This window comes from Bacteroides sp. BFG-637 (assembly GCF_024793605.1).
Lineage (GTDB): Bacteria > Bacteroidota > Bacteroidia > Bacteroidales > Bacteroidaceae > Bacteroides > Bacteroides vicugnae.
This window is the reverse complement of the sequence record NZ_JANUPD010000002.1, coordinates 5,378,323-5,404,090: the sequence shown is the minus strand read 5'-3', so window position 1 is coordinate 5,404,090 and position 25,768 is coordinate 5,378,323. Positions and strand designations below refer to the sequence as shown.

The window sequence follows — 25,768 nt, the reverse complement described above, 5'->3', positions numbered from 1 at the left end:
GATTGTTGATTAGTGGTGATTTGTATTTTGTGCAAATAAAGCAAACTTAAGCATTCAAAGATTATGAAACAGAACATTGCAAACGTCTTCACTTTTTCGTTGTTGGCGTCCTCCATCAGTTTTACTAGTTGTGTTGATAATGAGAAAACTCTGTTCGATGCAGATCAACTGAGACAAACTTACGAAGAAACCTTTCCTGTAAAGAACATCGATCCTAATGGGGATTGGACCATGTCGCATAAAGTGACGGCACATGTGTCGGTTAATGGAGATTTGGGCACAGATTATAAGATACAGATATTCGATGCTGACCCATTAAGCTCGGAAAGTACAGCAAAAATCTTAGCGGAAGGAACTGCCAATCAAAGTACAACTTTGAATGTAGTGATGGACTGTGCAACAGCTCTCAATAAAGTGTTTGTTGCACGTATAGACAATCACGGACATTATATGGTGCAGCCCGTGGCGATTGAAAATGGAGAAGTAACTGCACAACTTGGACATGAAAAGGATGTGCCTACACGCTCTATGTCACGAACTGTGCCGAAAACAGGTATACCGGCTATGGGAGCGCCTTATACAGCTGATGATATTAGTAGTAAAAAAGCGATAGCTACTGATGTTCAAGCTGGTTGGGATTTGGGTGCAGGTTCCGGGTGGTTTGAATATGCTAAATTACCTGTATTCAAAGAAAAAGAACGTTGGTTTAAAATTCAGAGTGGTACTTTTAATAAAGGATTTACTACTACTGGAACCAGTGGTGGAGCCCAGGCAGTGAAAGTAATCGTTCCTCAAGGAAGTACATGGATTATTGAAAGTAGTTATCAATTTAGCGATATTACAGAAATTGTAGTTGAAAATGGTGGGAAAGTAGAGATAGCTAAAAATGCGAGCTTGGTGTTGACAAATAAGTCTTATTTAACAGTAATGCCGGGTGGAAGTATTATAGGTGAGGGAACTATTCAAATTACAAATGGTTCTAGTGGATTAAGAAACTATAATGCAGGCACTATTAATTGCTCTGTATTAGATTTCAACGGTGGTGTAGGAGTCTTTTATAATTATGGATTACTTCAGTTGGAACGCTATGAAGCTTCAACAAATGGAATGGAACTGGTGAATCATGGTACTATGGAGGCTGAAAGTATTAATGGTAACAATAATACCAATATTAAAAATGGTTGTTATTTGAAAACCGGTAAATTCCAATTTGGCACACTTGTTATGGGGAATACTTCCGAAGCCATTTGCGAGGAGCTTGGTTATAATGGTAATGACAATGACATTGTAATGGAAGCTCAATCCATGTTGACTTGTACAGGTAAGGCCAGCTTATATAGAACTGTTACTGGTCCAACTGTGGGTACTGCTTTATTGAGAATTAATGAGATTGCTAATCTTAGTGGTTTGGCCCAATCTAATTCTAAAGTAACAAATAATATCATTTGTGAAATAACAGATCAGACATATAAAGGTGAAGCGCACTATGACTGGTCTCCTTTTGCATGGCTAGTAAATAAAGGATTGCAGCAAGGCGCTACCTATTGCAATCCGGGTAAGGCTGATTTTATACTTCCTGCTGACGGTGAATGTATCAAAGAAGGATACAATTCTGATGAAAATCCGGATGATGTAGAGATTCGAAATGCAGTTTATTCTTATGCCTTTGAAGACAATTATCCGCAAGCGGGAGACTATGATTTCAATGATATTGTGTTGAATGTCAATTTGCCTGCTGCTGGTAATGATGTGAAAGAATTGAAATATATAGTCGACCTGCGTGCGGTTGGTGCCGTGAAGCAATTAGGTGCTGGTTTAAGAATACGAGAATTCGATAAAAGTAATGTGGAAGAGGTCAGTTTTGGTGCAGGTGCTACCCAACGTACCAACTCATTAAATTCTGGAATATTTGAAAATGCATCTTATGAAACGAACGGTAATGAACTTGTGATTCCTTTATTTGGCGATGCACATTATGTGTATGGATATACTGGATCACAACGTCCTATGTTGAATACGGGGAATGCTAGTACTCCTCTTACAAACATATATACTCTTGAAGTGAACATAAAACTCAAGAATGCAATATCCATCCCTAGTGTGACAGACGGCTTAGATTTCTTTATTGCATATCAGGGGGGAGCTCAGAAGAGAACGGAAATTCATCTGAATCAATTTAATTCGCCTACAGCGAACGGCCAATTGGCTGATAAGGAAGTGCTGGATGTAATCAAGGCGGTTAATAATACATGGGCTCTTTGCGTTCCTGAAAAATTTGCTTATCCTACAGAGACAACAGTGATAACGGATGCATATGCTAAGTTCGCCGACTGGGCGCATGATCAGGCCATGAATACTGACTGGTATAATACTGTAAGCAGTAATAAGGTAATGAAGTATTAAGCTATTGATTTTATAAAAAACAAGGTATCATAATATTATATTTACTAAAATATAAAAAGGTGATTAATACGAGGACTTTTCCAAATATTGATCACCTTTTTTTCATATCGTAACATATTACGAACTTATTACAATGTTTATTTGTTATTTTTATATGTCAGTAGAAACACTTATATTCGCAAAAGTATTGGAACAGACTCGGTTAAAAAAATAGAATTTATGAAAACAATGAATTATTCCCTTATTCGTATTCTCTTCGCACTTGTGATTGGATTGGTACTCGTGATTTGGCCTAATGCGGCTGCCAGCTATATTGTCATTACGGTAGGTGTTGCCTTCTTGATTCCCGGTGTTATCAGCCTTTTTGGCTATTTCGGCCGGAAAAGACCGGAAGGTGAAGCTGCTCCCCGTTTTCCGATAGAAGGAATCGGTAGCTTATTATTCGGACTTTGGTTGATTGTGATGCCTGAATTCTTTGCAGACGTCCTGATGTTTTTATTGGGATTTATCCTGATTATGGGAGGAGTGCAACAGATTGCTTCTTTGTCGATGGCTCGTCGGTGGATGCCCGTTTCGGGAGCTTTTTATCTGATTCCTTCGCTGATTCTTATTGCGGGTATCATCGCTTTGTTCAATCCGACAGGAGCGCGTAATACTGCATTTATAATTATTGGTATCAGCAGTTTGGTTTATTCTCTTTCCGAATTGATAAACTGGTTCAAGTTTGCCCGTCGCCGCCCGAAGGCTCCGGTTATGCATGACGATGATGATATTGAAGACGCAAAGATTATCGAATAAAAAAAAGAAGAGGACTGCTTCACAGCACCCCTCCCCGCAAACTTAAAACAACCAACAAAAGAAATAGATAATTTCAATAACAGTGAACGGCTAACGGTGAATATTCTGCAATGATAATGCAGTTTGTTCACCGTTTACAGTTTATCGTTCACCGTATTTTTTTCTATCTCACAAATAACAGTTCCCTGTATTTTGGAAGCGTCCACATCTGATTGTCGACAATCAGTTCCAACTTGTCGATGTGATAACGGATTTCTTCCAGTGCCGGGACGATTGTGTCGTGGTAGGCAATGGCTTTTTCCCGTTCGCTTTCTATCTTGTTTGCAACCTTACGAGCCTCAATCATTGCATCTACATGCTCCTTGATGAAAGCTGTGCGGTCGGCAATCTCTTCAATAAGTTCCAGGTTTTTAGCAGACAATTTCGCTGCCTTTTCTGCCGGGAAAAGAGATTGCATCTTATAGACATTATTAATTAAGTCCGTCTGGTATTGAGTGGCAACCGGAATGATATGATTCATTGCCAAGTCACCCAATACACGTGCCTCAATCTGAATCTTCTTCGTATAAGTTTCCCATTTCACCTCGTTACGGGCTTCCAGTTCTTTCTTTGTCATTACACCGGTAGCTTCGAACATGGCAATTGTTTCCGGTTTCAGGTAATTGTCGAAGATAACAGGAACACTGGTTTCGCAATCCAGTCCACGACGGGCAGCTTCTTTTTCCATTCGTCGCTGTAACCGTTACCGTCGAAATGAATGGCTTTACATTCTTTGATATATCCGCGAATGATTTCAAGAATGGCGGAAATTTTGGGTTCTCCCTTTTCAATCAACGCATCCACGTCCTTCTTAAACTTCACCAATTGATTTGCTACGGCCGAGTTCAATGCAATCATGGCAGAAGCACAGTTTGCTTCGGAACCTACAGCACGGAACTCAAAGCGGTTGCCTGTGAAAGCAAATGGAGAAGTACGGTTACGGTCTGTATTATCGATCAGCAATTCGGGAATCTGCGGAATATCCAACTTCATTCCCTGTTTACCGCTAAGGCTGATCAAATCATCTTTCGTACTGTTCTCGATATGATCCAATACCTGCGACAACTGTTTTCCGAGGAAAGAGGAGATAATTGCAGGAGGCGCTTCATTCGCTCCCAGACGGTGGGCGTTGGTAGCACTGGAGATAGAAGCTTTCAGCAATCCGTTATGATGGTAAACAGCCATCAATGTATTGACAACAAATGTAACAAAACGCAGATTGTCTTCCGGAGTCTTACCTGGTCCCATCAATAAGATACCTGTATCAGTACCCAAAGACCAGTTGTTGTGTTTACCCGAACCATTGACACCTTTGAAGGGCTTTTCATGAAGCAGTACGCGGAAACCGTGGCGACGGCTCACCTTACGCATTAGTGACATAATCAGCAAGTTATGGTCGTTGGCCAAGTTACATTCTTCAAAGATAGGAGCCAGCTCAAACTGGTTTGGAGCAACCTCATTGTGACGAGTCTTGACAGGAATACCCAGTTTCAGAGCTTCAATTTCAAGGTCTTTCATGAAGGCAGCCACACGGGTGGGAATAGCACCGAAGTAGTGGTCTTCCAACTGTTGGTTCTTGGCACTGTCATGTCCCATCAAAGTACGTCCGGTCAGCAATAAATCCGGACGTGCGGCATATAAACCTTCGTCCACCAGAAAATATTCCTGTTCCCAGCCTAGATAAGCAACCACTTTCTTAACTTCCGGATTGAAGTAATGGCATACGTCTACGGCAGCTTTATCTACGGCACGCAGTGCTTTCAATAAGGGAGCTTTATAGTCGAGAGCCTCACCGGTATATGCGATAAAGACAGTCGGGATGCAAAGCGTATCATCTACAATAAAAGCAGGTGATGAAGGATCCCAGGCACTGTAACCACGCGCTTCGAATGTATTGCGGATTCCGCCATTCGGGAAAGAAGAAGCATCCGGTTCTTGCTGCACAAGCAGTTTGCCTGTAAATTCTTCCATCATGCCACCTTTGCCGTCATGTTCGACGAAAGCATCGTGCTTTTCTGCCGTACCTTCGGTGAGCGGTGCAAACCAGTGTGTGTAGTGAGTGGCCCCCATTTCGATGGCCCATTTCTTCATGCCGGCAGCTACTTCGTCAGCAATACTGCGATCTAGCGGAGCACCATTATCAATTGCGTCAATCAGCGCATTGTATACCTTGCTGGGAAGATATTTGAACATCTTTTCCTTGTTGAACACATATTTGCCGAAGTATTCCGAAGGACGTTCAGCAGGTGTTGCTACCTCAACCGCTTTCTTCTTGAAAGCTGTCTCTACTACTCTGAATCTAAGTTTTGACATAATACCTGATTTGATTTGTTGTTAAATATGTTAGAGTTGATAATCTGTTTCATTTAGTTGTAAGCGGACTCTCCGTGTTCGTAGATATCAAGACCTTCTTCTTCGATACGTGCCGGAACACGAAGTCCGTGAATCTTGTCAAGTGCTTTAAAGATTATGAATCCCATACCTGCTGCCCAGACACCGACAACCAGTGCTCCGAATAGTTGTGCACAGAGGAATCCGAAACCGTGTCCGTAGAATAAACCTTCGCTGGTAGAGAACAAACCCGTGAGAACTGTTCCGAGAAATCCGCAAACACCATGTACGGAAGATGCGCCCACCGGATCGTCTATCTTTAAAATCTTGTCTATAAAGTCGACAGAGAAAATCATTACAACACCACAGATTGCGCCGATTAGAGCGGCTCCTGCGGGAGATACTGCGTCACATCCGGCTGTAATACCGACCAAACCTGCCAGAATACCATTCAATGTCAGTGACAAAGAAGGCTTTCCGTATTTCATCCAGCTGATCGCCAATGCGAAGAAACCACCGGCACAGGCCGCAAGATTTGTAGTCAGGAATACGTGGGAGATTGCATTTGCATCAGTTTCGGTACTTGCTGCCAATTGAGAACCGGGGTTGAACCCAAACCATCCGAACCAGAGAATAAATACACCTAGTGCGGCAATTGTCAGGTTATGTCCCGGAATAGCTCTTGATTTGCCGTCTTTTCCATATTTACCGATACGCGGGCCAAGAATGGCAGCACCTACCAGAGCAATCCATCCACCTACAGAGTGAACAACGGTAGAACCGGCGAAGTCATGGAAGGTTGTTCCAAAAAGATTCATCATGAAAGACCCCTCTTCACCGTTCATCAGCCAACCGCCACCCCAAGTCCAGTGGCCGGATATCGGATATATCAGTACACTGATGAAAATCGTGTAAACCAAATACATGGAGAATTTGGTACGTTCTGCCATTGCTCCTGATACGATTGTGGCTGCCGTTGCACAGAATACGGTCTGGAAAACCAGAAAACCTTCTCTGGGAAGACCGTTGTCCATGAAAGAAAGGTCGAAGAAGTGGGGCATTCCGATGAATTCTCCTGCGCCAAACATAAGCCCGAAACCGATGAACCAATATAATAAAGAACCGAACATGAAATCAACAAAGTTCTTCATCAGAATATTGGCGGTATTCTTTACTCTTGTGAACCCAGCTTCAACAAGTGCAAATCCCGGTTGCATAAAAAATACCAGCATTGCTGCAAGCAACATCCAGACTGTATTCAGTCCTAAGGCCAGTTCACCAATTGTATCAGGGGTTTCTGCGTCAGTCTCGGCAGGAGCTGCTGTAATTTCAGTTGTCGTCTCTACCACCGTCGTAACAGTATCTGCAGCAACTGCGTCTTGTGCTAGCGTGCCGGTGGCAAAACAGCATAACATAAACATGGTAGTGGCTATCCACAGCTTTACGAAGCTATGGCTTTTATATTTTGTATCCATAATGAATTATCTTATTAAATGCCTGTTATTAGTAATATTATAATTTCTTTTTCATATATGCCATCAACGTTTAATCCGCATGGGAATCTGGCCCCGGCATATTGCTGGTTGCCGGATTAGCGTTCTTGTTCAGCATTGTATAGGGCTATATCGCCACGTTCGGCGGTACGGATGCGGATAGCGTCTTCAATAGGGATGACGAAAATACGTCCGTCTCCGATTTCTCCGGTTTGTGCCGCTTTAATAATGGCTTGTACAGTTTTCTCGGCATTCTTGTCGCGCACGACAATAGAGATTAAGATTCTTTCGATAGTGCTGGTGTCATATACTACACCGCGGTAGATACGTCCTTGCCGTGCTTTCCCAATACCTCTTACGTCATAGTAAGAAAACCATTCGATGTCCGCTTCGAGAAGAGCTTCTTTCACGTCCTCGAATTTGGTTTTACGGATAATAGCTTCAATCTTTTTCATATACCTTAAATATTAGTGTTGACCTGTAAAAGAAAGAGGTACAGGGGGCAGCCATAGCAGGTTACCATACAACAAACCGATAAAATCTAAACTCTAACTACCTGATCCCTATACGCTCTTTGATATTCTAAATTCTCTCTCCTAAAAATTTAATCCGAATGTGAAGTAAGCTCCTTCTGTTCGTGGATTTGCTGTAACTTTCGCAAATGCCGGGAGTGAGAAAGAATCTGTTATTTTGATTTCTTTGGAAGCTCCGATACTTACGTCTGATACGCAGAATCCACTTGTATAGTCATTGTAGAAAGTTGTTTCCCAAGGAACCATCCCTAAATCTACTGTCCAGTCGAGACCTCCCAATTTGAATGGTGCGCTAAGTGCGAGGTAAGAAGAATAAGCTCTTTTGCCATTTTCTTTCACACCGTCGGCACCAGCAAAGTTTGTATACCAGTTGACTGTCAGTGGTCCGAAGTCATATCCGACTTGTGCTTCAAATACATGAGCTGTTGAATGAGCTCCGTATTGAAAATACTTGTTAGTTGCTGTTTGGGTATTAAACCAATAATCCGTCACTGAAACGCTAAAACCACCCGTCGAATAACCGAGAGTTAAATCGAACTCTTTCGTATCTGTCGATTCGAACCCTACCGATCCCCATGCTCCGAGTGAGAAGCCCTTGTAAGTGATTCCCAATGAAGGCTGAATACTAACTCCGCCTAAATCCTGGCCACGCCAGATGTAACCACTTACCAGATCGGCTCCAACGGAAGCTTCCACTTTATCTTGCGCCAACATTGCGGATGGAGCAAACCCTGTCAGTAATAATGCTACTATTATTACTCCCCATTTTTTGTTAATCGTCGTTTTCATCGTCTTTTTACCTTTAAGTTAGAAAAATGTGGATGTACGGTCCATGTATATAGTAGCGCGCGAAATACTATCTTATAGCCAGTTTTTTATTCTTCTCATTGCTTCGATACAATCGTTACGTTCGCCAAAGGCAGTCAGGCGGATATATCCTTCACCGCTTGGTCCGAAGCCTACACCGGGAGTACCGACCACATTGGCTTCATACAACATCTGTTCGAAGAATCGCCATGATGAAAGCCCGTTCGGAGTTTTCACCCATAAGTAGGGAGCGTTGACTCCTCCATACACTTTCAGTCCTGTGGCTTCCAATCCCTCTTTCATAATTTGGGCGTTGGTCATATAATAGCCGATTGTTTCTTTAATCTGTGCTTTGCCTTCTGCACTGTAAACGGCTTCTGCTGCCCGTTGGGTAATGTAAGAAGTACCGTTGAACTTGGTGCACTGGCGGCGGTTCCACAATCTGTTGAGTGGGATGCGGTCTCCTTCCAATGTGGCGGCAGTAAGTTCTTTCGGAACTACGGTATATCCGCAGCGTACTCCGGTAAATCCTGCCGTTTTTGAGAAACTACGGAATTCGATCGCACACTTTTTAGCTCCCTTAATCTCATAGATAGAGTGGGGGACATTCTCATCCTGGATATATGCTTCATAGGCGGCATCGAACAGAATCAATGTATCGTTTGCCAATGCATAGTCCACCCATTTCTTCAGTTCCGGTTTGGTTAAGGTCGTTCCTGTCGGGTTGTTCGGATAGCAGAGATAAACAATGTCTATCCGTTTGTCCGGAATTTTCGGAATAAAGTTGTTCTCACTTGTGCAAGGCATATAAGTAACATTACTCCATTTGCCCGTCTCTTCTTCCAGCACTCCGGCACGTCCGCACATGACATTGCTGTCTATATATACCGGATAGATGGGGTCTGTAACACCTACGCTATTGTCATGGCGAAGAATATCTCCTATATTTCCGGTATCGCTTTTGGCACCGTCACTGACAAATATCTCGGATGCCGAGAAGTGAATCCCACGTGGAATAAAGTCATTTTTTATAATTGCTTCAATCAGAAAATCATATCCCTGTTCAGGACCATATCCGCGGAATGTATCTTTGCTGGCCAGCTCTTCTACCGCTTTGTGCATGGCTTCGATACACGCTTTCGGAAGCGGTTGGGTGACATCACCGATACCCAACCGGATAATATCCTGTTTAGGATGTGTTATCTTGAAGGTATTTACCTTTTTCGCTATGTCCGAGAATAAATAGCTTCCCGGTAACTTCAAAAAATGTTCGTTTACTAATGCCATCTTGTTATTGTTTTAAGTTCTGCAAAATCTAATACCTGATACCTAATACTTAATACTTAATATCTGATACTTACTAATACTTATTTATTACTTATCCTCAATCTCCCCATCGAAAACTTTGGTTGCCGGTCCGGTCATTAATATATGCCCGGAGATTTCATCCCATTCAATGGTAACTGTCCCTCCATCCATGATTACATCGCTTTTTCTTCCTGTAAGTCCGTTGATGAAGGCGGCTACTGCTGTGGCACAAGCACCTGTCCCGCAAGCTTGAGTGATTCCCGATCCTCTTTCCCATACCCTCATCCGTATGGTGTCTTTGCCGACAATCTGTGCAAACTCCACATTAGTTCTATCGGGAAAAAGAGGATGATTCTCCAGTTCAGGACCGATTTCCGGTAAATCAATCCGGGTGATGTCCTCAACAAATGTGACGAGATGCGGATTACCCATTGATACTTTGGTTGACCGGAAAGGATACTTCCCTTCCCACTGAATCCCGTCTGTTTCCAACGGACTACCCATATCTACGGTGACTGTACTGACTGTTTTTTCCTCTATATGCAGTTTCAGAATTTTTATTCCAGATCGTGTATCCAGCGTAATTTCTGTTTTGTCAGTCAAGCCGTATTCATATACATATTTGCCTACACAACGGCTTCCGTTGCCACACATCATAGCTTCCGAACCGTCCGCATTGAAAATACGCATGCTGAAATCCGCTTTATCAGAGATGCCAATCAATATAAGTCCATCACTTCCGATTCCTGTATGAAACTTGCTCCATTCGATTGCCTTCTTTGCAGGGTCGGTTATCGGATATTGGGTTGTGTCTACATATATGTAGTCATTTCCCGCTCCATGCATTTTTGTGAACTTAATTTTTGATATCATTTTGATTGTTATTTATTGGTTGTTGTATCCTTTTGTTTTATTACGATGCAAAGGTATGACTTTTTGCTTTATATTTTACTAAAAAGTATATCTAATATCTATTTATTTTCCTCAAACTTATAATCGCTTTATATACGGCTGTGTTTAGTTATAATTTGAAATTATACCTATTTATATATTAATAAACTGTTATTTGGGTGAATTGTTTTGCATATTCTTCCATAATATATGAAGAATATTTAGCCTTGATAATCGGTGAAATCCGCTATAAAAACAAGAAATATATCCTTTTCCTTTTGACGATATGAAAGTGAAAACCCCTATTTATCTATCATATTGCTCGCCGGATATGCTGAAGAACCTTTTCCTGTATTCATTGTTTTAGCACTATCATTAATATAAAAACGTAGAGATATGAATATAGAGAAACAATTAGAAACAGCAGCTAAGACCAACCATTTGGTGTTGGTAGTATTTTATGCCGACTGGTCACCTCATTATGAGTGGATAGGTCCTGTGCTTCGGACTTACGAAAAGAGAACTGTAGAATTGATAAGAGTGAATGCTGAAGAAAATAGGAACAATAGCCGATGCGCATAATGTAGAAACAGTGCCCGCCTTTCTTTTATTGCATAAGGGACATGAATTATGGAGACAGGTAGGAGAGCTTACGGTAGGAGAGTTGAAAGAGGTATTAGATGATTTCCAGTAAATCGTTTGTAATCTTTTATTGGCATATATGAAAATGACCTTTTTCTTTTTCAAATGAAAAAAAGAGTGTTCTTAATATGCTGGTATTTAGTTTGTTATGAAAGCTCATTTTTCCTTTAAAAGAAACGGGTGGTTCCTTTAAAAGGAACCACCCGTTCGACACCGAGAAACATCCTGTTTCTTTTAAAGGAACGAGCTGTTTCTTTAAAGACGGATATTAAATAGTTTACTTTGTAATGATTTTATCTTATTGATGTTTTTTCAGTTCTTCTTGTAAGATGACTGGTTCGTTGGTGGTAATGAAATCTACTTTCTGTTCGATCAGCGATTTCATATCTTCCACTTCGTCCACAGTCCACACATTTACTTTCAAGCCGAGCTCATGAGCTTCTTTGATCCATTCGGGGTGTTTCTTAATCACTCCCATGTGATAATCAAGACCGGCAGCACCAAGTTCCTTTAATTCTTTGGGAGACAGTTCCCCGTTAAGGTAAAATACCGGAGTACCGGCAGGAGCCAGGCGGATAAACTCTTTCATGGCATGTAGGGAGAACGTGATATATTCCATGCGGTTTTCCAGTCCCATTTTCTTCACCATGGCAAGGATTCCCTGTACGGCTTTGGTTTCACGTTTCTTATTGCTATGTGCTTTCAGTTCGAGAATCAGTCGGGTATTACAGTTTTTCCCGGCTTCCAGATATTGTTCCAGGCTGGGCAAGTTTTCTCCGTTGGATAATTTAAGTCCGGTCAGTGCGTCACCTTTGGAATACTCCATCGGTCTCATCTTGTATACAGGATCATGGTTGACCACCAACTTGTTATCCTTAGCGATCCATACGTCAAATTCTGAACCGTAACAACTGATGGAGTCTGCTTTTAGAAGTGATGAAATACTGTTTTGTGATGATCCCGGAGTTTTCCAGAATCCGCGGTGGGCTATCACTTTTGTCTGTGCCTGCATACAGCAAGCAGCCATTAGAAGGGCAGAAGCCATCATCATTTTTTTTAAATTCATTTGTTTGGTCTTTTAAAAGTTTGATAGATTTAATTGGGTTTGGCCTCAAAATTATAAAAAAGAAAACGCAAATCAGACAATAATATGCTAATCTGCGTTAATCCTTGGGATTTTAAAATAGAAATGCTACAAAAGAATAACAGAATCTGCTCTTTCCGTTATTTTTATCAGTTAAGTATAGGCCTCTTCGTGTATTCCTCTCACCGCACGTCCGCTAGGCTCATTCAGGTTCCTGAAAGCAATATCCCACGCCAGCGCTTCTGCTGTGGAACAGGCCACACTGGGAACACTCGGTACGCTGCGTGCTGCACTTTCACTGGGGAAATGCTCTTCAAAGATACTACGATAATAGTATTCTTCCTTGTTTTGCGGAGTATGGATGGGGAAGCGTTCGGCAGCATGTTCCATTTGCTCATCGCTAACGGCAGCCGCTGTGATTTCTCTCAAAGTATCGATCCATGAATATCCCACACCGTCACTGAATTGTTCTTTTTGTCTCCACGCCACACTTTCCGGTAACATATCGGCAAAGGCTTCGCGAACAATCCGTTTCTCAATATCCTTTCCGGGGCACATTTTAGCTTTCGGATTCAGGTTCATGGCTACGTCGAGAAATTCTTTGTCAAGGAAAGGGACGCGTCCTTCTACGCCCCATGCTGACAGACTTTTGTTGGCACGGAGACAATCGTACATGTGTAACTTTGAAAGTTTACGTACCGTTTCTTCGTGGAATGCCTGTGGAGTGGGGGCCTTGTGGAAGTATAGATACCCTCCGAAAACTTCATCGGCACCTTCACCGCTCAACACCATTTTAATCCCCATCGATTTGATGACACGTGCCAGTAGGTACATGGGAGTGGAAGCGCGTACCGTGGTTACATCGTATGTCTCGATGAAATAAATGACATCACGCAGGGCATCCAGACCTTCCTGAATAGTATAGTTTATTTCATGGTGTACAGTACCGATATATTCAGCCACTTCACGTGCTTTAATCAAATCGGGAGCACCTTTGAGTCCGATGGCGAAGGAGTGGAGTTGAGGCCACCACGCATCACTCGCTCCGTCTGTCTCTATACGCTTTGCCGCATATTTTTTGGCAATAGCGGAGATGACGGAACTGTCCAGCCCACCCGAAAGAAGCACTCCATAAGGTACGTCACTCATTAACTGGCGATGTACGGCATCTTCTAATGCTGTTTTCACATCACCGGTTTGTGCGTCATTGTCTTTGACGGCTTCATAAGCTGTCCAGTCGCGTGAATACCAACGTTTCATTTTTCCTTCTTTGCTATGGAAATAATGTCCGGGAAGGAATACCTCATATTCGTCGCAAAATCCTTCAAGTGCTTTCAGTTCGCTGCCGAAGTAGATTCTTCCTTCTTTATCTTTTCCTATATATAAAGGAATAACCCCTATCGGATCACGGGCAATCAGAAATTCATCCTTTTCTTCATCATAAAGAACAAAAGCAAAGATACCGCTAATATTTTCCAGGAAGTGGATGCCTTTCTCTTTGTAAAGAGCAAGAATGACCTCACAGTCACTTCCTGTCTGAAAGTTATATTTTCCGGCGTATTGAGCACGAATGTCCCGGTGGTTGTATATCTCACCGTTTACGGCGAGCACCTGTTTACGATCAGGAGAGTATAACGGTTGTCCGCCGCTCTGCGGGTCGACGATTGACAGGCGTTCGTGTGCCAGGATGGCACTTCCACCTACATAGATTCCACTCCAGTCCGGTCCGCGATGACGGATTTTCTGGGCCATCTTCAGTGCTTTATCTCTTAGTTCTTTCGTTTGAACCTTTATGTTGAGTATACCTGCTATTCCACACATAACTTTAAGTTTTTGGGGGTGATTGAATATGTTGATTGTTTATTCGCAGTTTCTAAGAAGCCCGATTGCTATTATTTATTCGTTCTACCTAGGTTGACTTTTCGTTCCACCATGGTTGTCTTTAAATTCTACCTAGGTTATCCTTAAGTTCCACCTAGGTGGAACGAACCGATAATAGCAGTCAGACTTCTTAGTATTCCTTACTTCGGAGATTATTTCGTCAAATAAGTGTCTATTTCTGCAGCCGCTTTTCTTCCTCCTGCCATGGCACGTACGACGAGGCTGGCTCCTGTATCCGCATCTCCGGCAAGGAATACATTTTCGGCAAACTTCGGCTGTTCCGGTTTCAGGAATCCCATCGCCAGCAATACCATGTCCGCTTCGATGACTTCCTTTTTTCCTGTCGGTTTCATCGTGGGACGTCCGCCATCTGTTGCCGGAATCCATTCCACTTCTTCCACTTCTACGCCTGTCACTTTTCCATTCTTTCCGAGAAACTGATTGGAGGCCAGACACCAACGGCGTGTACAACCTTCTTCATGGCTGGAAGTCGTCTTGAAGACTACCGGCCATTGAGGCCATGGAGTAGCCGGATTGTATCCGACAGGAGGTTTCGGCATGATCTCTATTTGGGTGACACTGACGGCTCCTTGTCGCACGCTGGTTCCGATACAGTCGGAACCTGTATCACCGCCACCTATCACGAGAACCTTTTTGCCTTTGGCATTTACCAACTTGTCTTTCGGGAAAGTCTGTCCTGCCAAAATCCTGTTCTGCTGTGCCAGCATTTCGAGTGCGAAATGAATCCCTTTCAGTTCACGTCCCGGAATACTCAAGTCACGTGCTGCCGGTGTTCCGGTACAGATGCAGTAGGCATCGAATCCTTCCGGTAAATGATTGACATCTATTTCCACTCCCATCTCAAACCGGATTCCTTCTGCGGCCAATATCTTCATCCGCCGGTCGATTACATTCTTGTCCAGTTTGAAATTAGGAATACCAAATCGTAGTAATCCTCCGGGAGCTTCATCCTTATCGAATAGAGTAACGCTATATCCTTTTAGATTTAACTGATTGGCGACTACCAGTCCGGCAGGACCTGCACCAATCACCGCTACTTTCTTTCCGTTTCTTTCCGGAGTCTTTACCTGTATATATCCTTCACGAAAAGCCGCTTCCACGATTGCCGCCTCATTCTCACGAATGGTTACCGGCTGATCGCACGAAAGTTTCAACACGCATGATTTCTCGCAAAGGGCAGGACAGATACGTCCTGTAAATTCCGGAAAATCGCAAGTAGATGACAATACTTCGTAAGCCTCCTTCCATTTTCCTTTGTATAATGCATCCTGCCATTCCGGTTGTTTATTTCCTATCGGGCATGCCCAATGACAGAAAGGTACACCGCAATCCATACAGCGTGACGCCTGCAATTTACGGCTGTTTGTATTCAATGTCTGTTCCACCTGACTATAGTCAGTGATTCGCTCGCTCACAGGGCGATATCCCGCCTCCTGCCGAGCTATATTTAAAAATGCTCTAGGATCCCCCATCTTGTTATTTACTATTTGACGATTTACGATTTACTATTTCTAGACTATCTTGTCATTTGCTATTTGACTATTTACAGACTATACATTCAAATAGTAAATTGTAAATAGTCAAATTGTAAATCTAATAGTCTCTTTGCATATCTGCAATTTTTTGTTGTAACTTTCTCATTTGTTCTTCCTGCAGTACTTTTTTGTATTCGATGGGCACTACTTGGATGAATTGGTCTACGTAATGATTCCAGTTGTCGAGTAGGATGCGTGCCAGTTTCGAGCCTGTGTAGAGGTAATGCTGGCGGATTAGTTCGTGCAACTCTTTCCGGTAGCTGGCTTCTTCGATGAGTGACAGTTCCACCATTTCCATGTTGCAGAAATAATCGAAGTTACCGTCCTTGTTCCATACATAAGCCACACCGCCACTCATACCGGCTGCAAAGTTACGTCCGGTTTGTCCGAGGACTACCACACGACCTCCGGTCATGTATTCGCAACAGTGGTCACCCACGCCTTCCACTACGGCGACTGCGCCGGAGTTACGAACAGCAAAACGTTCTCCTACACGGCCGTTGATATATACTTCACCGCTTGTTGCGCCATAAAGCAAGGTATTACCGGCGATTGTATTTTTTTCGGCTTCGAAGTTGCTGCGGATAGGAGGCAATACGGAGATACGTCCGCCACTCAATCCTTTGCCCAGGTAATCATTCGCTTCACCTTCCAGTTTAAAGTTAACTCCCGGTACGAGAAAAGCTCCGAAAGACTGACCTGCCGAACCTTTGAATTTTACATTCAGCGTATGTTCCGGCAATCCTTTGGCACCGTATTTCTTGGCGATCACTCCGGAAAGCATAGCACCTATTGCACGGTCTGTATTGGCAATCGTATATTCTAAAGAAATCTCTTTCTCATGTTCGATAGCTTCCTGTGCGGCATCGATGATGGTTACATCCTTTACAGTAGAAATTCCATGATCCTGGTCGATGACATGACGGATAGCCGCACTGTTGTCAACACGTGCCAACAATTTGCTGAAGTCGATTAAAGTATGCTTCGGATTCGGGTCATTGGCATCGGACTTGCGTTCGATTAAGTCTGTACGTCCGATGATGTCATCCATCCGGGTGAATCCCATTTCAGCCAAATGCTCACGGACTTCCTGTGCCAGGAATGTGAAAAAGTTTACTAAATATTCACTGCGTCCATGAAAGCGTTTACGTAACTCTTCATTCTGCGTGGCAACTCCTACCGGACAAGTGTTCTGATGACATTTACGCATCATTACACAACCCAATACGATTAATGCGGAGGTGGCGAAACCATATTCTTCGGCACCCATTAATGCCATTAAGATGATATCCCGTCCGGTTTTCAGCTGTCCGTCGGCTTGCAGAACTACTTGGCCACGAAGTCCGTTCAGAACCAGTGTTTGCTGTGTTTCGCTCAATCCTAATTCCGGTGAGATACCCGCATAGCGGATAGAAGAAGCGGGAGAAGCACCCGTACCCCCTTCAGCGCCGGAGATGACAATCAAATCCGCCTTTGCTTTTGCCACACCGGCGGCAATTGTACCGACACCGCTTTCTGCTACCAGTTTCACGCTGATTTTGGCCTGTGGATTTACATTTTTCAAATCGAAGATCAGTTGAGCCAAATCCTCAATCGAATAAATATCATGATGGGGCGGGGGAGAAATTAGCGAAATTCCCGGAATGGAATGACGTGTTTTCGCAATCACATCATTTACTTTAAATCCCGGAAGTTGTCCCCCTTCACCCGGTTTGGCTCCCTGTGCTATCTTAATTTGAATTTCGTCCGCATTCACCAGATACTCTGCCGTTACACCGAAACGACCGGAAGCTACCTGTTTGATCGCACTTCGTAAAGAACTGCCATCCGGCAACGGTTGGAAACGCGCGGCATCTTCACCACCTTCACCAGTATTGCTGCGTCCATGGATTTTATTCATGGCAACAGCCATTGCCTCGTGGGCTTCCTTGCTGATGGAACCAAAAGACATAGCTCCTGTGACGAAACGATGCAGAATATTTTCCACCGGTTCCACCTGATCGATAGAAATAGGATTACGACGGAATCCCAGGAAGTCACGAAGGAAAATAGGCTTCTCTTTTTCGTCTACCAGATGGGTGTACTCTTTAAATTTCTTATAACTCCCCAGTCGTGTAGCCAATTGCAGCGTGCTGATTGTTTCCGGATTCCATGCGTGCTTTTCTCCATCTTTACGGAAAGCATACAAACCGTTGTTTTTTAATAACTCTTCATTTTTAATACCTTCAAATCCATCTTTATGGAAAGCAATGGCATCTCTGGCTATTTCTTCCAGACGGATACCTCCGATCGGTGAACCGAGTCCTCCGAAATAAGCCTTGCTCAACTCTTCACTCAAACCGACAGCTTCGAAAATCTTAGCGCCACGATAGGAGCGGATCGTAGAGATACCCATCTTACTCATGATTTTAAACAAGCCTTTACAGATGGATTTGATATAGTTCTTTTCGGCAGTGGTATAATCCAACTGAATATCCTTGTCTTTTACCAGTCGGTCGAGGACGGCAAATGCCATGTAAGGATTCAGGGCACTTGCTCCGAAACCCAACAATAACGCGGCGTGCATCACTTCACGTATTTCACCGCTTTCTACAATCAATGCCGTTTGTACCCGTTTACCAACTGAAATCAGGTGGTGATGAACAGCGCTTACTGCCAGCAATGATGGAATGGCAGCATGGGTAATATCCACCTCACGGTCGGTCAGTACAATGTAGTTTACACCTTCCGTCACGGATTCTTCCGCCATTTTACAAAGATGGGCCAGTGCTTCCTGCAATCCGGCTTTCCCTTTTGCAACCTCAAACAACATAGGGAGTTTGACCGTTTTGAAGCCTTTGTACCGGATATTACAAAGAATATCCAGTTGTGTATTGCTCAAAATCGGGTGGTTCAGGCGTACCATTTTACAATGACTTTCACTGGGTGTCAGAATATTCATGCCGACTGCTCCGATATATTCCGTCAATGACATCACCAGTTCTTCGCGAAGCGGGTCAATAGGCGGATTGGTTACCTGTGCAAATTGCTGACGGAAATAGTTGTAAAGCAACTGCGGCTTATCTGAAAGTACGGCTAGCGGAGTGTCATTGCCCATTGAGTTGATCGGTTCTGCTCCGGTACTTGCCATCGGCATAATCAGTTTTTCGATGTCCTCCTTGGAGTAGCCGAAAGTACGAAGCATACGGTTGTAGTTTTCCACCTGATGGGGAACTTTGCGTCCGCTTTTCAGTTCGTCTAGTTCGATCCGGTTGGTAGATAGCCAGCTGCGGTAAGGTTTGGCTTCAGCCAGCTGCTTTTTCAGTTCACCGTCATAGTAAATTTCACCTTTCTCCGTATCCACCAGCAGAATTTTGCCGGGCTGTAAGCGACCTTTTTCTTTAATGTCTCCCGGTTCGAAATCCATAACACCGACTTCCGAAGCTACCACCATCATATCGTTTTTAGTAATCAGATAACGGGCAGGGCGCAGGCCATTGCGGTCGAGCATACCTCCGGCAAATCGTCCGTCGCTGAAAAGTAGTGCGGCCGGTCCGTCCCATGGTTCCATCAGGATGGAGTGGTATTCGTAGAATGCTTTCAGATCTTCACTGATCGGATTCTTTTCGTTGAAAGATTCTGGTACGAGCATAGCCATGGCATGTGGCAGGCTCAATCCTGACATCACCAGGAACTCCAGCACATTATCCAGAGAAGCACTGTCGCTCATGCCCGGTTGTATAATCGGGCGGATTTCTTTTATATCGCCTAAAGTGGGAGTGGAGAGTACACTTTCACGGGCTTCCATCCATCCTCGGTTGCCACGGATAGTATTGATTTCACCGTTGTGTGCCAGCAGACGGAACGGCTGTGCCAATCCCCATGTGGGGAATGTATTGGTACTGAAACGAGAGTGCACCAATGCCAGTCCGCTGGTAAAATAGCTATTTGTCAGGTCCGGATAGTAGTTGCGCAGTTGTAATGATGAAAGCATACCTTTATATATAATGCTTTTGGTAGAGAGCGACACAACATAAAAATCGTCTTTTGCCGGAATAGATGACAATCTGACTTTATTTTCGATTCTTTTCCGGATCAGGTATAACTTCCGGTCGGCAGTTTCCGTTTCCGTAAATCCGGTGATGAATATTTGTTTGATATCCGGTTCGTTTGCCAGAGCTGATTCTCCCAGGATTTCGGGGCAGGTGGGCACATTGCGCAGATGCATCAATGTGAGTCCTTCTTTTTCAATTTCTTCAATAATAATACTTAGAATAGCTGCCTGGTCTTTTTCGTTTTTCGGCAAAAATAACAATCCTGTGCCGTACCGTCCTTTTTCGGGGACAGGAATACCTTGTAATAAAATAAATTCATGCGGAATTTGAAGCATGATACCTGCCCCGTCACCGGTCTTGTTATCCGCACCCTCGGCACCGCGATGACGCATGTTCTCTAATACCTTTAAAGCCGACTCAACAATGTCGTGTGACTTTTCTCCATGAATGTTAACCAGCATACCAACACCGCAGGCATCGTGTTCGTATGCCGCATCGTACAAGCCCATCTGTTTGGGCTGTCGTTGGTAAGGGAATCCTTCTGTTACGTTGTTAAAAAGTTCTTGTTTCTTCATTCTTAATAGCTTTATTGTATGATAATACCTGTTTGATGTATCAAATTGTTTGGCAAAGTTAGTGTTTTAATTCCAAAATGATAGTAAAATTTGGCTTTTGTGTGACGCGAAATAAGAATAGGAATCTTTATTCTTTTAAATTGTTATTAAAAACAGGAAATTTACTTTTAATTTGTTAGCTTATTTATCCTTATTTGAAGCTGATTGTAATTTGTTTCTTTTTGAGCTAAAAATAATATATTATTTAACTTTTTGATGTGTTTGAAACTTTTTTATGCGTTTCTGTCAAATAAATCTGTTTTTTGTTGTCTTTATGTTATTTGTAATGTGTATATTTGCAGGCGAAATAAAAATATCATAATATGTGTGGAATAGTAGGCTATATTGGTAAACGAAAAGCCTACCCTATCCTTATCAAAGGGTTGAAGCGACTGGAGTATCGTGGATATGACAGTGCGGGGGTAGCAATCATTAGTGATGACCAACAGTTAAATGTGTATAAGACGAAAGGGAAAGTCTCCGATCTTGAAAATTTCGTCACACAGAAAGATATTTCCGGTACAATCGGAATTGCCCATACCCGTTGGGCTACTCACGGGGAACCTTGTTCCGCTAACGCCCACCCTCATTACTCTTCTTCCGAAAAGCTCGCTCTCATTCATAACGGTATTATTGAAAACTACGCCGTTCTTAAAGAAAAACTTCAAGCCAAAGGCTATCTTTTTAAAAGTAGTACAGATACCGAAGTCCTCGTTCAATTAATAGAATACATGAAAGTCACTCATCAGGTCAGTCTGTTGACGGCTGTTCAGTTGGCGTTAGGGGAGGTGATTGGTGCTTATGCGATTGCGATTCTTGATAAAGAGCATCCTGATGAGATTATTGCTGCCCGTAAGAGTAGTCCGTTGGTAGTGGGGATTGGAGAGAATGAGTTCTTTCTTGCTTCGGATGCTACTCCGATTGTAGAATATACCGACAAGGTGGTTTATCTGGAAGACGGGGAAATCGCTGTCTTGAATCTGGGGAAGGAGTTGAAGGTGGTCAACTTGAGCAATGTTGAAATGATACCTGAAATAAAGAAGGTGGAACTCAATCTCGGTCAGTTGGAAAAAGGGGGATATCCGCACTTTATGTTGAAAGAGATTTTCGAACAGCCCGATTGTATTCATGATTGTATGCGCGGACGTATCAATGTGGAAGCTGATAATGTGGTACTTTCTGCTGTGATAGATCATCGGGAAAAGCTGCTGAATGCCAAACGGTTTATTATTGTTGCTTGCGGAACTTCCTGGCATGCCGGACTGATCGGTAAGCATCTGATTGAGAGTTTCTGCCGCATACCGGTAGAAGTGGAGTATGCTTCCGAATTCCGCTACCGTGATCCGGTGATTGACGGGCAGGATGTGGTGATGGCAATCTCCCAGAGTGGTGAGACGGCAGATACATTGGCTGCTGTGGAATTGGCGAAAAGCCGCGGGGCATTTATATATGGTATTTGCAATGCGATCGGATCCTCTATTCCCCGTGCCACTCATACCGGTTCGTATATTCATGTGGGTCCGGAAATCGGGGTGGCTTCTACCAAAGCATTTACCGGACAGGTCACTGTATTGGCGATGCTGGCATTGACACTTGCCAAAACGAAAGGAACCATTGACGAACAGCATTATCTTTCAATCGTACAGGAGTTAAATCATATTCCGGAAAAGATGAAAGAGGTGTTGGAGTTGAATGATACTTTGGCGGAGTTATCGAAAACTTTCACTTATGCGCATAATTTTATTTACCTGGGACGCGGATATAGTTATCCCGTTGCTCTGGAAGGTGCATTGAAATTGAAAGAAATATCGTATATTCACGCCGAAGGTTATCCGGCTGCGGAGATGAAGCACGGACCGATTGCCTTGATCGATGCGGAAATGCCGGTAGTGGTGATTGCTACGCAGAATGGATTGTATGAGAAAGTAGTAAGTAATATTCAGGAGATCAAGGCACGGAAAGGAAAAGTGATTGCGTTCGTGACGAAAGGAGATACCGTTATCAGCAAAATCGCTGATTGTAGTATCGAACTTCCTGAAACAATCGAATGTCTCGATCCGTTAATAACTACGGTACCTCTCCAACTTCTTGCTTACCACATTGCGGTATGCAAAGGGATGGATGTGGATCAGCCGAGAAATCTGGCGAAGTCGGTAACAGTAGAGTGATGTGATTTACAATTAGACAATTTACGATTTACGATTGAAGAATCAATGATAGATAGTAAATTGTTTGATTGGCAGGTGGTAATTTAAATCGTAAATAGTAAATCGTCAAATTGTAAATAGTATAGATGGAACAATTGAAACATGAATGTGGCGTTGCCATGATACGCTTGCTCAAACCGTTGGAGTATTACGAGAAAAAGTACGGGACATGGATGTACGGTCTTAATAAACTCTACCTGTTGATGGAGAAGCAACATAATCGTGGACAGGAAGGTGCGGGACTGGCATGTGTGAAACTGGAAGCAAATCCGGGCGAAGAATATATGTTTCGTGAACGCGCTTTAGGTTCCGGAGCCATTACGGAAATCTTTGAAAACGTTCAAAACAATTTTAAGGATCTCACTCCCGAACAGTTGCACGATGCAGCGTATGCCAAACGAACTTTGCCTTTTGCCGGTGAAGTATATATGGGACATCTTCGTTATTCCACGACGGGAAAATCCGGAATCTCTTATGTGCATCCATTTTTAAGAAGAAATAACTGGCGCGCCAAGAATCTGGCTCTCTGCGGAAATTTCAATATGACGAATGTAGACGAGATATTTGCCCGTATCACTGCCATCGGTCAGCATCCGCGTAAATATGCCGATACATATATTATGTTGGAGCAGGTGGGACACCGTCTTGACCGTGAAGTGGAGCGTGTATTCAATCTTGCTGAAGCCGAGGGGCTTACGGGCATGGGAATCACTCATTATATAGAAGAATATATTGATTTGGCAAACGTGTTGCGTACTTCCAGCCGCGAATGGGATGGGGGATACGTGATCTGCGGATTGACCGGAAGCGGTGAGTCTTTCGCCATCCGCGACCCGTGGGGAATCCGGCCTGCATTCTGGTATCGGGATGATGAGATAGCTGTTCTTGCTTCCGAACGTCCGGTGATCCAGACTGCTTTGAATGTTCCGTTTGAGGAAATCAAAGAATTGCAACCGGGGCAAGCATTGTTAATCAGCAAAGAAGGTAAAATCCGTACTTCGCAAATTAACAAGCCGCGCGAGAATCATGCTTGTTCTTTCGAACGTATCTATTTCTCCCGTGGCAGTGATGTCGATATTTATAAGGAAAGGAAACGGTTGGGTGAAAAGTTGGTTCCGAGAATTTTGAAAGCGATCAATAACGACATCGATCATACGGTTTTCTCTTTTATTCCCAACACTGCGGAGGTTGCTTTCTACGGAATGTTGCAGGGACTGGACGATTACTTGAATGAGGAGAAAGTGCAGCAAATTGCCGCATTGGGGCATCATCCGAATATGGATGAACTGGAAATTATTCTTTCCCGTCGTATTCGTAGCGAAAAGGTGGCAATCAAGGACATCAAACTCCGTACGTTCATTGCCGAAGGAAACAGTCGTAATGATTTGGCTGCCCATGTGTATGATATCACATACGGAAGTCTGGTACCCGGTGTCGATAATCTGGTGATTATTGACGACAGCATTGTGCGTGGTACTACGCTGAAGCAAAGTATCATCGGTATTCTCGATCGTTTGGGTCCGAAGAAGATTGTGATAGTATCTTCTTCTCCACAAGTGCGTTACCCTGATTATTACGGTATTGATATGGCAAAGATGAGCGAGTTTATCGCTTTCAGGGCTGCTGTCGAACTGTTAAAGGAGCGGGATATGAAAGATGTGATTGCGGCTGCCTACCGTAAATCGAAAGATCAGGTGGGACTGCCGAAAGAGCAGATGGTAAACTATGTGAAGGATATCTATGCTCCGTTCACCGATGAGGAAATCTCTGCCAAGATGGTGGAACTGCTGACGCCCAAGGGGACAAAAGCGAAAGTGGAAATCGTCTATCAACCGCTGGAAGGACTGCACGAGGCTTGTCCGCATCATAAGGGCGACTGGTATTTTAGCGGCAATTACCCTACCCCGGGAGGGGTAAAAATGGTGAACCGGGCATTCATCGACTACATAGAACAAATGTATCAATTCTAACAACCATACAACGATTCAATAATAAGAATGAGAAATGTGACATTAATCCTTGACGACGGGAGCCGGTTTTCCGGTAAGTCGTTTGGCTACGAGAAGCCGGTGGCAGGCGAAGTAGTTTTTAATACTGCCATGACCGGATATCCGGAGAGCCTTACTGATCCTTCCTATGCCGGACAGTTGATGACGCTTACCTATCCTCTGGTAGGCAATTACGGTGTTCCTCCTTTTACCATCGAACCGAATGGACTTGCCACTTTCATGGAAAGTGAGAAAATCCATGCGGAAGCGATTATCGTAAGTGACTATTCTTATGAATACAGCCATTGGAACGCAGTGGAAAGTCTCGGCGACTGGCTGAAACGCGAGCAAATTCCCGGCATCACAGGCATCGATACGCGCGAGCTGACTAAGGTTCTTCGTGAACATGGAGTAATGATGGGGAAAATCGTTTTCGATGATGAGCCGGATAATGTGCCTGAAGCAGCATACGCAGGCGTCAATTATGTAGATCGTGTATCTTGCAAAGAGATTATTTGCTATCTTCCTGCCGGAACTTCACAAACTTTCTCCATAAATAGCTCCTATGCGCAGCTTAATTCTCAATTCTCAACTTTCAATTCTCAATTTAAGAAGGTTATTCTGGTAGATTGCGGTGTAAAGACAAATATTATTCGTTGTCTGCTGAAACGTGGTGTGGAAGTAATCCGTGTGCCTTGGGATTATGATTACAACGGACTCGAATTTGACGGGTTATTTATCTCCAACGGACCGGGCGACCCGGATACTTGTGATGCTGCGGTGCAGAATATTCGCAAGGCGATGGCAAACGAGAAATTGCCTATTTTCGGTATCTGTATGGGAAACCAGTTGCTTTCAAAAGCAGGCGGAGCCAAAATTTATAAATTGAAATACGGACATCGTAGCCATAACCAGCCGGTGCGTATGGTAGGTACGGAGCGTTGTTTTATTACTTCACAAAACCACGGTTATGCTGTAGATAATAATACGTTGAGTGCAGACTGGGAGCCGTTGTTCATCAATATGAACGATGGATCCAATGAGGGAATCAAACATAAAAAGAATCCTTGGTTTTCTGCACAATTCCATCCGGAAGCGGCGAGCGGACCTACAGATACGGAATTCCTGTTCGATGAATTTGTAAACCTGCTAAAATAAC

14 protein-coding genes and 2 pseudogenes are annotated in these 25,768 nt (G+C 43.5%); 6 read left to right on the top strand and 10 right to left on the bottom strand.

The annotated features are described in order from the left end of the window. Positions 1–63 precede the first annotated feature (63 nt). Positions 64–2,403, top strand: a complete 2,340-nt coding sequence (locus NXX38_RS21235; RefSeq protein WP_258981044.1) for an LruC domain-containing protein — start codon at positions 64–66, stop codon at positions 2,401–2,403. Positions 2,404–2,622: 219 nt separating this feature from the next. After that, positions 2,623–3,201, top strand: a complete 579-nt coding sequence (locus NXX38_RS21230) for an HdeD family acid-resistance protein (protein WP_148367544.1) — start codon at positions 2,623–2,625, stop codon at positions 3,199–3,201. 163 nt (positions 3,202–3,364) lie between these two features. Here the strand turns inward: NXX38_RS21230 and NXX38_RS21225 are convergent. From NXX38_RS21225 to dapF, 6 genes and pseudogenes are all read right to left on the bottom strand, one after another. Beyond that, positions 3,365–5,553 (bottom strand): annotated as a pseudogene (locus NXX38_RS21225) (glutamine synthetase III). A 53-nt stretch (positions 5,554–5,606) separates the two neighbouring features. Further along, entirely contained in the window at positions 5,607–7,046 is a 1,440-nt protein-coding gene (locus tag NXX38_RS21220; RefSeq protein ID WP_148367540.1) for an ammonium transporter, read from the bottom strand. Positions 7,047–7,162: 116 nt separating this feature from the next. Beyond that, positions 7,163–7,519, bottom strand: a complete 357-nt coding sequence (locus NXX38_RS21215) for a P-II family nitrogen regulator (RefSeq protein WP_143866860.1) — start codon at positions 7,517–7,519, stop codon at positions 7,163–7,165. A 141-nt stretch (positions 7,520–7,660) separates the two neighbouring features. Beyond that, positions 7,661–8,386 (bottom strand): hypothetical protein, encoded by a 726-nt coding sequence (locus tag NXX38_RS21210; protein ID WP_195649972.1) that lies wholly within the window; start codon positions 8,384–8,386, stop codon positions 7,661–7,663. Positions 8,387–8,458: 72 nt separating this feature from the next. Next, positions 8,459–9,691, bottom strand: a complete 1,233-nt coding sequence (locus NXX38_RS21205) for an LL-diaminopimelate aminotransferase (RefSeq protein WP_258981039.1) — start codon at positions 9,689–9,691, stop codon at positions 8,459–8,461. Positions 9,692–9,778: 87 nt separating this feature from the next. Next, positions 9,779–10,585 carry a diaminopimelate epimerase gene (gene dapF / locus NXX38_RS21200; RefSeq protein ID WP_217722540.1) on the bottom strand — a complete coding sequence of 269 codons (807 nt, stop codon included), beginning with the start codon at positions 10,583–10,585 and terminating at the stop codon, positions 9,779–9,781. Positions 10,586–10,999: 414 nt separating this feature from the next. Here dapF and NXX38_RS21195 point away from each other — a divergent pair. After that, a pseudogene (locus tag NXX38_RS21195) lies at positions 11,000–11,297 on the top strand (thioredoxin family protein). Between the two features lie 246 nt (positions 11,298–11,543). On the opposite strand, the gene NXX38_RS21190 reads toward NXX38_RS21195, so the two are convergent. The 4 genes from NXX38_RS21190 to gltB form a co-directional block, all read right to left on the bottom strand. After that, positions 11,544–12,311 (bottom strand): glycerophosphodiester phosphodiesterase family protein, encoded by a 768-nt coding sequence (locus NXX38_RS21190; RefSeq protein WP_167511904.1) that lies wholly within the window; start codon positions 12,309–12,311, stop codon positions 11,544–11,546. A gap of 171 nt (positions 12,312–12,482) precedes the next feature. After that, complete coding sequence (gene asnB / locus NXX38_RS21185; RefSeq protein WP_258981035.1) at positions 12,483–14,150, bottom strand: asparagine synthase B; 1,668 nt, start codon at positions 14,148–14,150, stop codon at positions 12,483–12,485. Between the two features lie 212 nt (positions 14,151–14,362). Next, on the bottom strand, positions 14,363–15,703 hold the full coding sequence (locus tag NXX38_RS21180) for a glutamate synthase subunit beta (RefSeq protein ID WP_234133496.1): 1,341 nt from the start codon (positions 15,701–15,703) through the stop codon (positions 14,363–14,365). 121 nt (positions 15,704–15,824) lie between these two features. Further along, complete coding sequence (gene gltB, locus NXX38_RS21175; protein ID WP_195649975.1) at positions 15,825–20,375, bottom strand: glutamate synthase large subunit; 4,551 nt, start codon at positions 20,373–20,375, stop codon at positions 15,825–15,827. 362 nt (positions 20,376–20,737) lie between these two features. Here gltB and glmS point away from each other — a divergent pair, with 362 nt between their 5' ends. The 3 genes from glmS to carA all read left to right on the top strand — a co-directional run bounded on the left by glmS (position 20,738) and on the right by carA (position 25,767). After that, the gene (glmS, locus tag NXX38_RS21170; RefSeq protein WP_234133500.1) at positions 20,738–22,582 is read left to right on the top strand and encodes a glutamine--fructose-6-phosphate transaminase (isomerizing); all 1,845 of its coding nucleotides are present in this window, start codon (positions 20,738–20,740) and stop codon (positions 22,580–22,582) included. Positions 22,583–22,707: 125 nt separating this feature from the next. Then, positions 22,708–24,591 (top strand): amidophosphoribosyltransferase, encoded by a 1,884-nt coding sequence (locus NXX38_RS21165; protein ID WP_148367523.1) that lies wholly within the window; start codon positions 22,708–22,710, stop codon positions 24,589–24,591. A gap of 27 nt (positions 24,592–24,618) precedes the next feature. Continuing rightward, positions 24,619–25,767: a glutamine-hydrolyzing carbamoyl-phosphate synthase small subunit gene (gene carA / locus NXX38_RS21160; RefSeq protein WP_074558392.1), complete on the top strand. Its 1,149-nt coding sequence runs from the start codon at positions 24,619–24,621 to the stop codon at positions 25,765–25,767. Position 25,768 lies beyond the last annotated feature (1 nt).

Excerpts from the sequence above, each read along its gene's own strand:
- NXX38_RS21235 (WP_258981044.1), top strand. The coding sequence starts at position 64 with ATGAAACAGAACATTGCAAACGTCTTCACTTTTTCGTTGTTGGCGTCC.
- NXX38_RS21230 (WP_148367544.1), top strand. The coding sequence starts at position 2,623 with ATGAAAACAATGAATTATTCCCTTATTCGTATTCTCTTCGCACTTGTG.
- NXX38_RS21220 (WP_148367540.1), bottom strand. The coding sequence starts at position 7,046 with ATGGATACAAAATATAAAAGCCATAGCTTCGTAAAGCTGTGGATAGCC.
- NXX38_RS21215 (WP_143866860.1), bottom strand. The coding sequence starts at position 7,519 with ATGAAAAAGATTGAAGCTATTATCCGTAAAACCAAATTCGAGGACGTG.
- NXX38_RS21210 (WP_195649972.1), bottom strand. The coding sequence starts at position 8,386 with ATGAAAACGACGATTAACAAAAAATGGGGAGTAATAATAGTAGCATTA.
- NXX38_RS21205 (WP_258981039.1), bottom strand. The coding sequence starts at position 9,691 with ATGGCATTAGTAAACGAACATTTTTTGAAGTTACCGGGAAGCTATTTA.
- dapF (WP_217722540.1), bottom strand. The coding sequence starts at position 10,585 with ATGATATCAAAAATTAAGTTCACAAAAATGCATGGAGCGGGAAATGAC.
- NXX38_RS21190 (WP_167511904.1), bottom strand. The coding sequence starts at position 12,311 with ATGAATTTAAAAAAAATGATGATGGCTTCTGCCCTTCTAATGGCTGCT.
- asnB (WP_258981035.1), bottom strand. The coding sequence starts at position 14,150 with ATGTGTGGAATAGCAGGTATACTCAACATAAAGGTTCAAACGAAAGAA.
- NXX38_RS21180 (WP_234133496.1), bottom strand. The coding sequence starts at position 15,703 with ATGGGGGATCCTAGAGCATTTTTAAATATAGCTCGGCAGGAGGCGGGA.
- gltB (WP_195649975.1), bottom strand. The coding sequence starts at position 20,375 with ATGAAGAAACAAGAACTTTTTAACAACGTAACAGAAGGATTCCCTTAC.
- glmS (WP_234133500.1), top strand. The coding sequence starts at position 20,738 with ATGTGTGGAATAGTAGGCTATATTGGTAAACGAAAAGCCTACCCTATC.
- NXX38_RS21165 (WP_148367523.1), top strand. The coding sequence starts at position 22,708 with ATGGAACAATTGAAACATGAATGTGGCGTTGCCATGATACGCTTGCTC.
- carA (WP_074558392.1), top strand. The coding sequence starts at position 24,619 with ATGAGAAATGTGACATTAATCCTTGACGACGGGAGCCGGTTTTCCGGT.